General features: G+C 70.5%; 13 protein-coding genes. 6 read left to right on the top strand and 7 right to left on the bottom strand.

The annotated features are described in order from the left end of the window. Positions 1 to 42 precede the first annotated feature (42 nt). The gene (locus tag ACEPPI_RS03895) at positions 43 to 612 is read left to right on the top strand and encodes a GPR1/FUN34/YaaH family transporter (protein WP_373913825.1); all 570 of its coding nucleotides are present in this window, start codon (positions 43 to 45) and stop codon (positions 610 to 612) included. A gap of 81 nt (positions 613 to 693) precedes the next feature. Here ACEPPI_RS03895 and glmS read toward each other — a convergent pair whose 3' ends face one another. The 3 genes from glmS to ACEPPI_RS03910 form a co-directional block, all read right to left on the bottom strand. Then, positions 694 to 2,511: a glutamine--fructose-6-phosphate transaminase (isomerizing) gene (glmS, locus tag ACEPPI_RS03900; protein ID WP_373913826.1), complete on the bottom strand. Its 1,818-nt coding sequence runs from the start codon at positions 2,509 to 2,511 to the stop codon at positions 694 to 696. A 56-nt stretch (positions 2,512 to 2,567) separates the two neighbouring features. Beyond that, positions 2,568 to 2,843: a hypothetical protein gene (locus ACEPPI_RS03905; protein ID WP_030008735.1), complete on the bottom strand. Its 276-nt coding sequence runs from the start codon at positions 2,841 to 2,843 to the stop codon at positions 2,568 to 2,570. A gap of 107 nt (positions 2,844 to 2,950) precedes the next feature. Next, positions 2,951 to 3,838: a DUF4429 domain-containing protein gene (locus ACEPPI_RS03910; protein ID WP_373913827.1), complete on the bottom strand. Its 888-nt coding sequence runs from the start codon at positions 3,836 to 3,838 to the stop codon at positions 2,951 to 2,953. Between the two features lie 52 nt (positions 3,839 to 3,890). On the opposite strand from ACEPPI_RS03910, the gene ACEPPI_RS03915 reads away from it, so the two are divergent. The 5 genes from ACEPPI_RS03915 (at position 3,891) to ACEPPI_RS03935 (ending at position 9,205) form a co-directional block, all read left to right on the top strand. Beyond that, entirely contained in the window at positions 3,891 to 5,468 is a 1,578-nt protein-coding gene (locus tag ACEPPI_RS03915) for a beta-N-acetylhexosaminidase (protein WP_373913828.1), read from the top strand. Positions 5,469 to 5,550: 82 nt separating this feature from the next. After that, positions 5,551 to 5,877 (top strand): hypothetical protein, encoded by a 327-nt coding sequence (locus ACEPPI_RS03920; protein ID WP_373913829.1) that lies wholly within the window; start codon positions 5,551 to 5,553, stop codon positions 5,875 to 5,877. Next, the gene (locus tag ACEPPI_RS03925; protein WP_373913830.1) at positions 5,874 to 6,506 is read left to right on the top strand and encodes a hypothetical protein; all 633 of its coding nucleotides are present in this window, start codon (positions 5,874 to 5,876) and stop codon (positions 6,504 to 6,506) included. Before ACEPPI_RS03920 ends, ACEPPI_RS03925 begins: the two co-directional genes overlap by 4 nt. Continuing rightward, complete coding sequence (locus tag ACEPPI_RS03930; protein ID WP_373913831.1) at positions 6,506 to 8,140, top strand: putative T7SS-secreted protein; 1,635 nt, start codon at positions 6,506 to 6,508, stop codon at positions 8,138 to 8,140. The genes ACEPPI_RS03925 and ACEPPI_RS03930 overlap by 1 nt, the downstream gene beginning before the upstream one ends. Positions 8,141 to 8,158: 18 nt before the next feature. Next, entirely contained in the window at positions 8,159 to 9,205 is a 1,047-nt protein-coding gene (locus ACEPPI_RS03935; protein ID WP_373913832.1) for a toxin glutamine deamidase domain-containing protein, read from the top strand. A gap of 266 nt (positions 9,206 to 9,471) precedes the next feature. Here the strand turns inward: ACEPPI_RS03935 and ACEPPI_RS03940 are convergent, their stop codons facing one another. From ACEPPI_RS03940 to ACEPPI_RS03955, 4 genes are read right to left on the bottom strand one after another with little or no spacing between them, the layout of a single operon-like run. After that, entirely contained in the window at positions 9,472 to 11,253 is a 1,782-nt protein-coding gene (locus ACEPPI_RS03940; RefSeq protein ID WP_373913833.1) for an IucA/IucC family siderophore biosynthesis protein, read from the bottom strand. Continuing rightward, positions 11,250 to 11,828, bottom strand: a complete 579-nt coding sequence (locus ACEPPI_RS03945; RefSeq protein WP_373913834.1) for a GNAT family N-acetyltransferase — start codon at positions 11,826 to 11,828, stop codon at positions 11,250 to 11,252. Before ACEPPI_RS03945 ends, ACEPPI_RS03940 begins: the two co-directional genes overlap by 4 nt. Then, positions 11,825 to 13,126: a lysine N(6)-hydroxylase/L-ornithine N(5)-oxygenase family protein gene (locus ACEPPI_RS03950; protein WP_373913835.1), complete on the bottom strand. Its 1,302-nt coding sequence runs from the start codon at positions 13,124 to 13,126 to the stop codon at positions 11,825 to 11,827. The genes ACEPPI_RS03945 and ACEPPI_RS03950 overlap by 4 nt, the downstream gene beginning before the upstream one ends. After that, complete coding sequence (locus ACEPPI_RS03955) at positions 13,110 to 14,603, bottom strand: aspartate aminotransferase family protein (protein ID WP_373913836.1); 1,494 nt, start codon at positions 14,601 to 14,603, stop codon at positions 13,110 to 13,112. The genes ACEPPI_RS03950 and ACEPPI_RS03955 overlap by 17 nt, the downstream gene beginning before the upstream one ends. Positions 14,604 to 14,777: the final 174 nt, after the last annotated feature.

Raw genomic sequence — 14,777 nt, forward strand, 5'->3', positions numbered from 1 at the left:
GCTGGGACGCAGCAAACAACTGCAGATCGAAGGGAGCCCGCCGTGGACAACGGTGTCTCTGCGGGAAGCACGGCCTCGACTTCGACCCTGGGGAACATCGCCCTGGGGCTCACCCTTCTCGCGTTCGGTATCGGCCACACGGGCGTCGTCAGCGGCGTGACCGTGGCCGACTCCGTGTCGCTCGCCATGTACGTCGGCGGTCTCGCCCTGTTCGTCCTCGGACTCCTCGAATTCCGGGGCGGCAACGGCTTCAACGGCATGGCGTTCGCGGGCCTCGGCGCCTTCTGGTTCACCTGGGCCGGCGGCGCCGGCGGAAAGGTTTCGCCGCATGCGGCCGGCCTGTTCCTCGCCCTGTTCGCCCTGCTCGCGCTGACGCTCACCGTGAGCGCGGCGAGCGGACTGTTCGGCCAGGGCGTCTACGCCCTGCTCACCCTCTCCCTGGTGCTCCTCGCGATAGGCGCCTTCGCCGGCGGCGACGGGCTCGGCAAGGCGGCCGGCTGGGTGGCGGCGCTCTCCGGGCTGCTGGCCTGGTACGGGGCCACCGCCGCACTGGCGCACTGGCCGACGGCGCTCGGCAAGGCCTCCGGCAGCGGCGCGGTCGCCGCGGGCTGAGCGGCCGGGCACCGTACGCGCGTAAGCGGCCCCCGGGGTCCCCCGGGGGCCGCTTCCGCGCGTGCCGTGGTGGCGGTCCGACTACTCGACGGTGACCGACTTCGCCAGGTTGCGCGGCTTGTCGATGTCCCGGCCCAGGGCCAGGGCGGTGTGGTACGCCAGCAGCTGGAGCGGGATGCCCATCAGGATCGGGTCCAGCTCGTCCTCGTTCTTGGGCACGAGGATGGTGTGGTCGGCCTTCTCCTGCTCGCGGTGGGCGACCGCGAGGATGCGGCCGCTGCGGGCCTTGATCTCCTCCAGCGCCGCGCGGTTCTTCTCCAGCAGGTCGTCGTCGGGGACGATCGCGACCGTCGGCATGGCGGGCTCGATGAGGGCGAGCGGGCCGTGCTTGAGCTCGGAGGCCGGGTAGGCCTCGGCGTGGATGTAGGAGATCTCCTTCAGCTTGAGGGAGGCCTCCAGGGCCACCGGGTAGCCGCGGACCCGGCCGATGAACATCATCGACTTGGCCTCGGCGTACTCGGCCGCCAGCTTCTTGATGTCCTCTTCGCCTTCGAGGATCTCCTGGATCTGCGCGGGCAGCTTGCGCAGGCCCTCGATGATGCGCTTGCCGTCGGTGACCGACAGGTCCCGGATGCGGCCCAGGTGCACGGCGAGCAGCGCGAAGGCCACGACCGTGTTGGTGAAGCACTTGGTGGAGACGACGCAGACCTCGGGGCCGGCGTGCACGTACACGCCGCCGTCGGCCTCGCGGGCGATGGCGGAACCGACCACGTTGACCACGCCGAGGACGCGGGCGCCCTTGCGCTTGAGCTCCTGCACGGCCGCGAGCACGTCGTACGTCTCACCGGACTGGGAGACGGCGATGTAGAGGGTGTCGGGGTCCACGACCGGGTTGCGGTAGCGGAACTCCGAGGCCGGCTCGGCGTCCGCGGGGATGCGGGCCATGCTCTCGATGAGGCCGGCGCCGATCAGGCCCGCGTGGTAGGAGGTGCCGCAGCCCAGGATCTTGACCCGGCGGATGCCGCGCGCCTCGCGCGGGTCCAGGTTCAGGCCGCCCAGGTGCACGGTGTTGAAGCGGTCGTCGATCCGGCCGCGCAGCACGCGGTCGACCGCGTCGGGCTGCTCGGAGATCTCCTTGTGCATGTACGTGTCGTGGCCGCCCATGTCGTAGGAGGCGGCCTCCCACTCCACGGTCTCCGGGGTGGAGGTGGTCTTCGTACCGCTGGTGGTGTAGGTGCGGAAGTCGTCGGCCTTGAGGGTGGCCATCTCGCCGTCGTTGAGGGTCACGACCTGGCGGGTGTGGGCGATCAGCGCGGCGACGTCGGAGGCGACGAGCATCTCCTTCTCGCCGATGCCGAGGATGACCGGGGAGCCGTTGCGGGCGACGACGATGCGGTCGGCAAAGTCGGCGTGCATCACGGCGATGCCGTAGGTGCCCTCGATGACCTTGAGCGCCTCGCGGACCTTCTCCTCCAGGCTGTCGGCCTGGGAGCGGGCGATCAGGTGGGTGATCACCTCGGTGTCGGTGTCGGAGACGAAGACGACGCCGTCCGCCACCAGCTTGGCGCGCAGCTCGTCGGCGTTGTCGACGATGCCGTTGTGGACGACGGCGACCTTGTTCTCGGGGTCCAGGTGCGGGTGCGAGTTGATGTCGCTCGGGGCGCCGTGGGTGGCCCAGCGGGTGTGGGCGATGCCGGTGGTGCCGGCGAACCGCTTGGGGACGCGGGACTCCAGCTCGCGGACCCGGCCCTTGGCCTTGACCATCTTCAGCGCCGCGGCCTTCGGGCTGTTGACGACGATGCCCGCCGAGTCGTAGCCCCGGTACTCCAGCCGCTGGAGACCCTCCAGCAGCAGCGGTGCCACGTCGCGCCTGCCGATGTAACCCACGATTCCGCACATACGGTCTTGCCCCTCCTGTAGTTCGGTGTCCGTGCCCTGCGCCGTCGCCGGTCGTCTCAGCCGTAGACGATGCGGCGCAGCTGCCGGAGCGAGAGCTCCGGGGGCGCCACGGCGCGGTGCGGCAGTTCGGCGGCGATCCGTTCGAAGATCTCCGCGTTGACCGCACCGCCCGACTGGAGCTCGCGGTGACGACGACGGACGAACTCCTCGGTCGTCTCGTCGAAGTACGCGAGCACGTCGAGCACCACCCGGGCGGCCTCTCCGCGCTGCAGCGCGGTGCTGCGCACCAGGTGGTCGACGAGGTCGTCATGGGACGGGCGGCGGTCGAGCACCTGTAGATATTGACGGTCCACGGGCTGGAACGCAAAGATCCTGCCCGAAATCGGGCAGGATCCAGCTGGTCTGGACCAGGGGAATGGGTAATTCCGATCCGGGTCGGTCAGAAACGGCCCAAAATGGCGGCCTTCGCGGCGCTGAACTCCTCGGCGGTCAGGATCCCCGTCCGATGCAGTTCGCCCAGCTCGCGCAGGCGCCGCAGCAGGGTGTCGTGGTCCACCGGCTCGCCCGCCAGGGCTGCGCGCGACTCGGACAGCGGCAGCGCCGCGGGCGCGGGGGCCGGCGCGGGCGCCGCCGGGTGCGGGATCCGCACCGCCACGGCCGCCGCGACCAGCGCCATCAGGGGGTCCTTCTTGAAACCGAAGAGCTCCAGGGTGTGCGGGTCGTACTTGGGCGCGGCCGCCGCCGTGGCACCCGTCAGGGTGAACCGCAGCCAGCCGTTCTCCAGCCCCCTGGACGGCGTCCACTCCACCGACCGCACGTCGCCGACGCGGAACTCCCTCGGTCCGGCGGAACGCTTCGCCTCCTCCGTCGTCCAGTTCCAGTCCAGCAGCACCCGATCGCCGTCGAAGGTCACCGAGCCGTCACCCGCGCCGACCGAGATCGGAACGGCGGGCCCCGCCAGCAGGTAGGCGTCCGAGGGGCCGGGTTCGACCTGGTCCAGCAGCAGGGCGTTGCGCAGCTCGTCGACGAAGTAATCCGCGACCCCGGTCCGGTCCGGCTCCACCGTCAGGAGGTAGGGGTCCGAGGACTCCGGCAGCCGCCCTCCCGTCACCTGCAGCAGCGGGTCCGCCCCGTCCCGCAGCCGCAGCCGCAGCCGGCCCGCCCTGCGGCCCGGCTCGTGACTGATCCCCGCGACGGCCCGCAGCGGTACGACCACCTCGCCGAGGTGCTGCCGCAGCAGGCCCACCCCCTTGTCGCGGCCCGGCACGATGCGCACCGCGTCCCCGTCGAACGTCCACATGCCGTCCTTCTGGATGATTTCCGCCATGCGGGGATTCTCCCACCGGCATTCCAGGGCCGGTTGGCCTATACCTGGGCGCATGAGAGTCCTGCGACGCACGCTCGGCACCCTCCTCGCCCTCGGGGCGGTCGTCTCCTGCACCGCGGCCCACGGCGACGACGCCAAGGCCACCCGCCGCCCCGCCGCCCTCGCCCCCTACGAACGGCTCCTGCCCGCGCCCGCCTCCGCTCGGGCCGAAGGCGCCCCGTACGTCTTCGGGGCCGGCACGGTGATCCGTACGGGTGTGGCGGCGCCGGAGGAGGTCCGGCGGGTCGGCGAGCTCCTCGCGGAGCAGCTGCGCGGCCCCGGCGGGCTGCCGCTGCCGGTGGTCGACGGCGAGGACGGGGACGGGGTCCGGCTGCACCTCGACACCGGGGACGCGGAACTCGGCGCGGAGGGCTACCGGCTGCGCACCACCGCCGCCGGGATCACCCTGACCGCCCGCACCCCGGCCGGGCTCTTCCACGCGGGGCAGACGCTGCGCCAGCTGGTGCCGGTCCGGGGCGCGGGCGGCGTGCCCGGCGGGACGGTGGTGGACGTCCCGCGGTTCGCGTACCGGGGGGCGATGGTGGACGTGGCCCGTCACCACTTTCCGGTGGAGCAGGTGAAGCGGTACGTCGACCAGCTCGCCCAGTACAAGATCAACACCCTGCACCTGCACCTCACGGACGACCAGGGCTGGCGGATCGCGATCGACTCCTGGCCCCGGCTCGCGGAGTACGGGGGCGCGAGCGAGGTCGGCGGCGGGCCCGGCGGCCACTGGACCAAGGAGGAGTACCGGGACCTGGTGGCGTACGCGGCCGAGCGGTACGTGGACGTGGTCCCGGAGATCGACATGCCCGGCCACGTGAACGCCGCGCTCGCCTCCTACCCGGAGCTGACCTGCGACGGGAAGGCCCCGGAGCGCTACACCGGGATCAAGGTCGGCTTCAGCTCGCTGTGCGTGGGCAAGGAGCGGACCTACGAGTTCATCGACCAGGTCCTCGGCGAGCTCGCGGAGCTGACCCCCGGCCGCTACCTGCACATCGGCGGCGACGAGGCCAGCGCCACCCCGGCGGCGGACTACGCGGCCTTCATGGACCGGGCCCAGCAGGTGGTGGCCCGGCACGGCAAGACGGTGGTGGCCTGGCACCAGCTCGCGTCGGCCCGGCCGGCGCCGGGCGCGGTGCTCCAGTACTGGGGCCACGACAGGACGTCCGCCGCCGAGAAGGCGGCGGTCGTGGCGGCGGGGAAGTCCGGCCACCCGGTGATCCTCTCCCCGGCCGACCACGCCTACCTGGACATGAAGTACGACACGGCGACGAAGCCGGGCCTGGCCTGGGCCGGCTACGTCCCGGTCCAGCGCTCCTACTCCTGGAACCCGGGCTCCTACCTCCCGGGCCTCCCGGAGTCCGCCGTCCTCGGGGTCGAGGCCCCGCTGTGGACGGAGACCGTCGCGACCCGCTCCGACTGGGAACTGCTGGCCTTCCCCCGCGTCCTGGGCCTGGCGGAACTGGGCTGGTCCCCGGCGAGCGCCCTCGACTGGCCGGCGTACCGCCAACGCCTGGCGGCCCAGGCCCCCCGCCTGAACGCCCAGGAGATCGCCTACTACCGGGCCCCGGAGGTGCCCTGGGAGTAGCCGGGGCGGGTCTGTTGCCGTCCGTGCGACGATCTGATGGGCCGTGAGGCCCGTCGACGGACGGCAAGAGGGGGAGCTCCGGGTGGGGTTCGACGAAGAGTGGGCGCAACTGCGCGCCGCGGCGGCCGCACGAGCGGCATCACTGCCCGCAGAACCGCCGAAGCCCGCCGCGGCTCCGGCGTCGGCCGCGGTCCGGACGGATCCGCGCGACGTGGCACGCGAGGCGGCCGGGGCGCGGGCGGCGGCCGGGGTACGGGCGGCGGAGTTCCGCGGCCGGGTGGTGCTGGTGCCGCTGGACTTCCCGTGCGGGGTGGCGTTGGACGCGGCCGGGCCCGACGGCGCGGTGTTCCCGCCGGTGCGCGGGATCGTGCCGGATGCCGTGGCACTGGACGGGGAGGTGGCGGTGTGAGCGGGGACGGGGCCGATCTGGACGTGTCGAAGCAGGCACTGGGCCAGATAGCGCAGGGGATCACGCAGACGCTGGCGGAGCTGAAGGAACTGGGGATGGTCGGCTCGGCCAGCATGGGGCGGGGCTTCTCCGACCTGTCGCTGTCGGGCATGGAGACCGGGCACGACGGCCTGACCTCCTCCCTCGGGTCGTTCTGTCAGCGGTGGGAGTGGGGGGTGCGCTCGCTCGTGCGGCAGGGCAACGACTTCGCGGCGAAGGTCGGCCTGTCGGCCGGCGCCCTGCACGAGCAGGACCAGTACCTCCAGGGGAGCTTCAAGGTGCTGGTGAACGCGGGGATGGGCAATCCGTACGCGTCCGAGGACGACATCACGGGGAAGGACTGGGGCGCGGTCCTGGCCGACAATCCGTACACGCAGGTCAGGGACGCGGACTACAGCGCGGAGTCCTCCGAGAGGGCGAACGAGAACATCAAGGAGGCCTGGAAGGGCGCGGTGCGGGACGTGAACAGCTCCCACATCTTCCTGCCCAACCAGATCATCGACGGCGCCGGTCTGCGGGACGAGGTGGACAGGACCGTCGACGACATGCTCGGACCCGCGCCCGAGCCCCGCGGTGGCGGTGAGCGCTGATGCCGGACTGGGGCGGGCTGGTCGACAGGGGCCTGGGCAAGCTGGAGGACGGCTGGGACTCCGCCAAGAAGGTCGTCGGCGAGGGCGTCGACAAGGCCGCCCACGGGGTCGGCGACGTCCTGGACCAGGTGGGCGCGCACGGCTGGGCGGACAAGGTCGACGACTGGGGCGACGACATCGCCTCGGACCTGGGCGTCTCCGTGGGCGAGCAGCAGCTCGGCCAGTCGCAGCAGGCGAACGAACTGATCCACGGCAAGCCGTCGGCGATCCGGGAGTCGGCGAAGCACCTCACCGACTTCCAGGCCGCGTTCGACCGGGTCGGTCAGGGGATGAAGGCCCTGGACTCCAGCCACTGGAAGGGGGCCGCGGCCGACGCGTTCCGCGAGAAGTTCGCGATGCACCCCACGGACTGGCTCCACGCCTCCGACGCCTGCCAGGCGGCGGCGGGCGCCCTCACGCACTTCGCGGAGACGGTGGACTGGGCGCAGAAGCAGGCGCAGCAGGCCATCGACCTCTACCAGCAGGGAGTGAAGGCGTCGAAGGAGGCCACTGAGGCCTACAGGGCGAAGGCCGACGCCTACGAAGCCGCGGCCAAGGCCGGGCGTGACCCGGGTCCGTGCCCTTCGCCGGGCGCCGACCCGGGTGCCGAGGCCCGTGGCAACGCCCAGGAGATCCTCGCCGAGGCCCGCCGCCAGCGCGACGACGCCGCCGGCGCAGCGCAGCGGGCCATCGACGCGGCCACCGAGAAGGCCCCGGCCCTGCCGTCTGCGTCGGACCGGGCCTGGGGCAGCTTCCTCGACTACGAGGCCGGGCAGGTCGTCGAGCTCAACCACGTCGTGGGCGGCGCGGTCAAGGGCACCGCGGGCATGCTCGACTTCGCCCGGGGCCTCAATCCCTACGACCCGTACAACCTCACCCACCCCGCGGAGTACGCGCAGCACGTCAACATGACCCTGGCGGGCCTCGTCTCCACCGCGGCCCACCCCGAACGCGTCCCCGGCGCCCTCCTGGACCCCTTCAAGGACGACCCCAGCGAAGGCCTCGGCCGCCTCCTCCCGGAACTCATCGGGACGAAGGGCATGGGCGGTGCCCGTACGGGGGTCCGCGTCGCGGAGACGGCGGCGGCGAAGCCGTCCGCCTGGTCCCACCTGGCGCAGCCGGCGAAGGGGGTGACGGAGCGGAACGCGATCCATGCCGACTCCGTCAGTGTGAAGCAGGCCCAGGAGTTCCTCGACGCGGAGTATCCGTGGATCAAGGACATGAACAACACGCACCAGCCCGGGTACCAGTACAACTGCACACACAATGTGGTCACCCTCGACAAGAGGCTGGACGGTGTCGAGGTGTCCGCGGCGCCGAGGATGGATCCGGCCGATATTCCCTACAAGGAACTCGGTGTGGAGCCAAGCGCGAAGAAGGTCGTCAGCAGCTACGACGACATCATCAAGGACCTGGAGGAGCGGGGCCCGGGTTCACGCAGTGTGGTGGCCATCTCCCGGAATGGATCGGCGGGGCATGTCTTCAACGCCGTGAACACCCCCCATGGCGTCGTCTTCCTGGACGGGCAGAGTGGCACCCTGGCGAAACTTGAGACAGTGAACATCAAAGAGATCGCCCATGTCCCTTACCGATAGCGCCGTCAGGAATCACGCATGCTCACGCTGAACGAAGCCGTCGAGGCGGCGAAGCCCTATCTCGCTCGCGCCTTCGCCCATCAGCCGTGGACGATCGTCCTCCAGCCGGAGCTCAGCGAGGAACTCGACCTGGCCTGGGTCATCCGCTTCGACACGCAGGAGAGCATCGACGCCGGCGACCACTGGGTCGGTCCGCTCACCAAGGTGGTGCTCGTCCCGAAGGACGGGGGCGCGGTGCAGTTCCCTCCGTCGCACCTGCCGATGGACGAGTTCCTGGCCTACGTGCGCCACGGCGGCTGGCAGGTGGCCTACTTGGCGAGGACCAACAAGGCCGAGCCGTGGCAGTGGGCCCTGGAATGGCTCCTCACCACCTATCACGGGCTCGTGGAGCTGGTGGGGATCGAACCCGTCGCCGAGGACGCGGGGACGTGGCTGTTCGCGTGCCGGACCATCGAGCAGCCGGGGTATCCGCGCACCCCCATGCTGGCCGCCTCCGTGGTGGTGCCCAAGGACCTCGGACGGCCGTTCCACCCCGCTTCCGATGACCCTTGGAGCGACGCCGCGGAGTACACCCGGACCGAGGAGGAGCGGGACCCCGAGGTCCAGGCGCGGCGGTTGAACTCGCGCGGGTGTGTCGTGACCGTGGCCGCCGCCATCGCCGGGGCGCCGTCGACGCCGTTGCCGTGGCAGCCCGCGCACGAGGCGCCGGGGTGGTGGGAGCTGCTGCTCAAGCGGTACTTCCCGACCTCCGAGCAGATCCGCTGCGGGAGCTGGGACGAGGTGATCCGGCGGGCCGAGGAGACCGGCCCTGACACCCAGGGCGTCGTGTGGGTGCGCCGGGTGATCGGCGGCACCGAGGTAAGCGGGCACCTGCTGTACGCGCACAACCACAACGGCAGCGTCGTGTTCCTGGACGGCATGACCGGCGGTCTGGCGCGGCTGGACACCGTCGGTGTGCTGGAGCTGGTGTTCGCGCGGCTGCTGCCCCGGGCCGCCGTGCCGCAGCCCGGAGGGGCCGAGGGCGGCCGGGCGGCCCGGGGGTTCGGGGGCGGCGCCTTCGGGTGAGCGTGGGTGGCGTCCGGTCGGTGAGCGGTGCGGACCGTTTCGGCCGAGCAGCCCACAGCCCGGTCGCCGCGTCGGGTGGGCGGCCCTAGACATCTGCTGACCGCGCCGGCCGTGGACAAGGACGGGTTCCTGAACGTCGCGTGGGTCGTGGGCACGCAGCCCTGGCACGACCCGGTGCGGTTCGGGCCGGGAGTGTTCCCGACACCGTAGGAGGCCGGGGCACTCCCCGAAGGGACCGTATTCGGGGAGTGCCCGGCCCGGGGCCGTCAGCGCCGGGCGAAGGGCGCGACGGGGTTCTTGAGGGTGCCGACCAGCTGGAGGGCCGCCGACGGGTCGGCGAGGTCCACCATCTGCTTGTTGTTGCGCAGCTGCAGGCGGTTGAGGCAGGACAGCTGGAACTCCGGCGCGAAGAGGTCGTAGCGCTCGAAGCGGTCCGCGAGGGCCGGGACCGAGTCCTGGTAGGCGTGGGCGCAGTCGGCCACGGCCTTCCAGAAGGTGTCCTCCTCACAGATGCCCTCGGTGGCGAGGATCGGGCCGAGGAAGCGGAAGAAGCAGTCGAAGACGTCCGTGAAGACCGACAGCAGTTTCATGTCCTCCGGGATGTCCGCCCGGACCCGCTCGACCGCGGGCGGCAGGACCGCGTCCGCGTCCATGACCACGATCTCCTCGGCGATGTCCTTGAAGATCGCCCGCTGAACGACGCCGCCCTCGATGACGAGGATCGTGTTCTCGCCGTGCGGCATGTACGCGAGGTCGTACTGGTAGAAGCAGTGGAGGAGGGGGACGAGGTAGGCCCGGAGGTAGGAGGACAGCCACTCGGCCGGGGTGAGGCCCGACTCCTCGATCAGGGCGCCGACGAATGACTTGCCGTCCGCGTCCACGTGCAGGAGGGAGGCCATCGTCGCCAGGCGTTCCTCGCCCCGGACGAAGTTCACCGGGGACTCGCGCCACAGCGCGGCGAGCATCTTGCGGTACGGGGAGTAGCGGTCCGTCGCGCGCTCGTACTGGCGGTGGTGGTAGCCGATCGCGGCGCGCTCGCGAATGATCGAGAAGTCGACCGACCGCAGGACCTCGTCGTTCTCGATCAGCTGGTGCAGCCAGTCGTTGATGGCCGGGGTGGCCTCCATGTACGCCGCCGAAAGGCCGCGCATGAAGCCCATGTTGAGGACCGAGATGGCGGTCTTCACGTAGTGCTTCGTGGGGGTGGTGGTGTTGAAGAAGGTGCGGATCGACTGCTGCGCGAGGTAGGCGTCGGAGCCCTCGCCCAGCAGGACCAGGCGGCGGTTCGCGATCTCGGCGGCGAAGGTGACCGTGGTCTTGTTCCACCACTGCCAGGGGTGCACGGGCAGCAGGTGGTAGTCGGCGAGGTCCAGGCCGAGGGAGGTCATCTTCGCCGAGAAGAGGGTGAGGGCGTCCTCGCCGAGCTCCTCGCGGACGAAGGCGTCGTGGTCCAGGCCCGCGCCCGCCGTGAAGGTGGACACGTCCCTGCGGGCGGCGACCCACACCAGGTGGACCGGGCTCGCGGTCTCCGGGGCGTACGAGAGGTACTCGTGCACGCCGAAGCCGAGACGGCCGTTGTTGGCGACGAAACAGGGGTGGCCCTCGGTCATGCCGGTCTCGATGTCCTGGAAGGAGGACTTCGCGAGGACGGCGGAGGAGACCTGTGGCTTGGTGTACTTGTAGCCCGAGCCCGCCAGGGTGGAGGAGATCTCCTCCAGGTAGACGGGCAGGACCTCCGCGCTCAGGCCCAGGGTCTCCCGGAGCTCGATGTGGAAGTCGAGGGCGTCCAGGTCGGCCGGCCCGCCGTCGCGGTGACGGGTGATGGAGGCCTCGTCCACCGACCAGTGGTCCAGCGCGTGCAGGGTCGCGGCGAAGCGGTACTCGACGGCGGCGTCGTCGCTGAGGACCGAGTACAGGCCCGAGTCCAGGAGCTTCGGGGTCAGCAGGCGCTCGTGGGAGAACTCGGCGAGTGCCTTGCGGACCAGGGCGCGGTTCGCGCGGGCCCACAGCTCCGGGGAGAGGTGGGAGATGGCGTCGGACAGGCTCATATCGACTCCCGCTGGGTGGCCTCGAACTGCTCGCGGGTGCAGAAGCTGAGCAGGGCGGTCTTCTCCGGCTTGACGACCTCGCGCTCGGGGACGAAGCCGACCGCCTCGTTGAGGGCGTGGACGGCCTTGTTGCGGACGTCCGGCTCGACGACGACGCGGAGGTTCGCCGGGTCGGCGAAGAGCGAGGCCATCACCGTGGTGATCACGGCGCGGGTGAAGCCGCTGACCGGGGTGTCGGTCGGGGCGACCAGGAAGTGCATGCCGACGTCGCCGGGCTCGGCGTCGTAGAGGCCGACCAGCTCCAGGTGCGCCGGGTCGTAGCTCTCCATGAGGAAGGCGGGCCGGCCCTCGTGCAGGCCGATGAAGGCCTGGTGGTGCTCGTGCGTGGTGATGCGCACGTACTCGCGCTCCACCTCGGTGAGGGTGGCGTCCTGCATCATCCAGAACGCGGCCTTCGGGTCGGTGACCCAGCCGTGCAGCAGCTCCGCGTCGGCGAACGGGTCCAGGGGACGGATCGCGAAGGTCCCGAGGACGGCGTCGGTGCGGGTGAAGAGGATCTCGGTGGTGGTGCTCATGCGTGCGTGCCTTCCGGGGCCGCGAACTGCTGGAACGCGATGGACTTCTCGACCTTGTAGTACTCGCGGCCGAGCAGCTCACCGACGATGTACGCGTTGCGGTACGCGGCCATGCCCAGGTCGGGCGAGGTGATGGAGTGGTTGTGGGTCGTGCCGTTCTGGAGGTAGACGCCCCGGCCGGTCGTGTCCACGCTGTAGTTGCGGCCCGCGTCGAGGCGGCCGTGACCGTCGAAGTTCAGGCGGTCGCGGACCGGCTCCAGGAAGCCGGGGACGACGTACTTGTAGCCGGTGGCGAGGACCAGGCCCTCGGTGGAGAGGGAGAAGTCCCGCTCCTGCTCCTCCTGGCGCAGCCCCAGGGTGTAGGTGCCCGTGGTGGTGTCGTACGCCGTGCTGTTCAGGGAGGTGTTGGTCAGCAGGGTGGTCGGGACGGGGCCCGGCATGCTGATCTTCTTCTGGTAGAGCAGGTCGAAGATCTCGTTGATCAGGTCGCCGTCGATGCCCTTGAAGAGGTTCTTCTGCTGGGTCTCCAGGCGGTAGCGGGTGTCCTCCGGGAGGGCGTGGAAGTAGTCCACGTACTCCGGGGAGGTCATCTCCAGCGTCAGCTTGGTGTATTCGAGGGGGAAGAAGCGCGGGGAGCGGGTGACCCAGTTCAGCTGGTAGCCGTACGCGTCGATCTCGGCGAGGAGGTCGTAGTAGATCTCGGCCGCGCTCTGGCCGGAGCCGATCAGGGTGATCGACTTCTTCTTCTGCAGCTCCGCCTTGTTCTGCATGTAGGCCGAGTTGTGCAGGAAGTCGCCGCCGAGGTCCGCGCAGGCCCGCGGGACGTGGGGCGAGGTGCCGGTGCCCAGGACCAGGCGGCGGGCGAGGTGGGTCTCGCCCTTGTCCGTGCGGACCTCGTAGAGGCCGGCGGCCTCGTCGTGGGTGACCTCGGTGACCGAGGTGGAGTACAGGACGTTGTCGAGCCGGTCGGCGGCCCAGCGGCAGTAGTCGTTGTACTCGGCGCGCAGCGGGTAGAAGTTCTCGCGGATGTAGAAGGAGTACAGCCGGTCCTTGTCCTTCAGGTAGTTCAGGAAGGAGAAGGGCGAGGTCGGGTCGGCGAGGGTGACCAGGTCCGACATGAAGGGCGTCTGCAGGTGCGCACCGTCGAGGAACATGCCGGCGTGCCACTCGAAGTGCGGCTTCGACTCGATGAAGAGGCCGTTGAGCTCGTCGATCGGCGCGGTCAGGCAGGCGAGTCCCAGGTTGAAGGGACCGAGGCCGATGCCGATGAAGTCGTGGGGCTTAACGGTGGACGGCAAGGGATTCTCCCAGGAACTGCTCGGCGTGTGCGGCGAGGAGGTCGAGGACGGCCGCGATGTCGGACGTCGTGGTCTGCGGGTTGAGGAGGGTGAACTTCAGGTACTGGCGGCCGTCCACCTTGGTGCCGGCCACGACGGCCTCACCGGAGGCGAACAGGGCCTTGCGGGCGTGCAGCTGGGCCTCGTCGAGGAGGTCCGCGCGGTACTCGCCGCCGGTGGGGACGTAGCGGAAGACCAGGGTGGAGATCTGGGGGCGGACGACGACCTCGAAGCGCGGGTCGGCCTCGATGACCTCGTAGCCGGCCGCGGCCAGGTCGATGACCTCGTCGAAGAGCGAGCCGAGGCCGTCGGCGCCCATGACGCGCAGGGTCATCCAGAGCTTGAGGGCGTCGAAACGGCGCGTGGTCTGGATCGACTTGTCGACCTGGTTCGGGATCCGCTCCTCGGCCATCCGTCGCGGGTTGAGGTAGTCCGCGTGGTACGTGGCGTGCTTGAGGGTGTCGCGGTCGCGGACCAGCATCGCGCTGGAACTCACGGGCTGGAAGAAGGACTTGTGGTAGTCGACCGTGACCGAGTCGGCGCGCTCGATGCCGTCGAGGAGGTGCCGGCGGGTGGGGGAGACCAGCAGTCCGCAGCCGTAGGCGGCGTCCACGTGCATCCACGCGGAGTGCTCGGAGGTCAGGCGGGCGATCTCGGGGAGCGGGTCGATGGACCCGAAGTCGGTGGTGCCGGCGGTGGCGACGACGGCCATCGGGAAGAGGCCCTCGGAGGCGAGGTTCTCCAGCTCCAGGGCGAGCACCGAGGTGTCCATGCGGCGGTTGCGGTCGACCGGGACGGAGATGACCGCCTCGTAGCCGAGACCGAGCATGGCGGCCGACTTCTGGACGCTGAAATGGCTGGCCTCGGAGGTGAAGATGCGAAGCTTCGGCAGCAGTTCGGCCTTGGTGAGCTCGACTCCCTCGTCCAGGGCGCGCTTCATGACGATGCGGCAGGCCTCGTCGCGGGCCAGGAGCAGCGCGTGGAAGTTCGACTGGCTGCCGCCGGAGGTGAAGATGCCGTCGGCGCCCTCGCCCAGGCCGATGCGGAGGGCGGTCCAGTCGATCAGGCGGCGCTCGATGAGCGTGCCGCCGATGGACTGGTCCCAGGTGTCGAGCGAGGAGTTGACGGCCGAGAGGACCGCTTCGCCGACCACCGCGGGGATGACCACCGGGCAGTTGAGGTGGCCCAGGTAGCGGGGGTGGTGGAAGTAGACCGCGTCACGGAGGTAGACGCCTTCGAGCTCGTCGAGTGCGGCCGCGGTGTCGGCCAGCGGGGTGTCGAGGTCGATCGAGGCGATGACCGGGGCGAGCTCGTCGACGGACATGCCGGTGTGGGGTTGTTCCGTGGTCGCGAGTTTGGCGGCGACGCGGTCGACGCCCTCGGTGACGGAGCGCCGGTAGAGGTCCGCGGTCGTCTCGTTCAGCAGATGCGAGCGCATCAACTTTCCTCCGGGCAGGGGGAGAAGCGGGTGGGGTGTAATGATTAGGTTAGCCTAACCTAATCATTCGGCCAAATGGAGAAGGGGGGGGGGGGGGGGGGGGGGGGGGGGGGGGCGCGGCCCCCCCCCCCCGCCGCGGCCCCCCCCGTATCACAATATTATAAGTATTATTTT

The sequence above is a fragment of the Streptomyces sp. AB3(2024) genome (assembly GCF_041862025.1).
Taxonomy (GTDB): domain Bacteria; phylum Actinomycetota; class Actinomycetes; order Streptomycetales; family Streptomycetaceae; genus Streptomyces.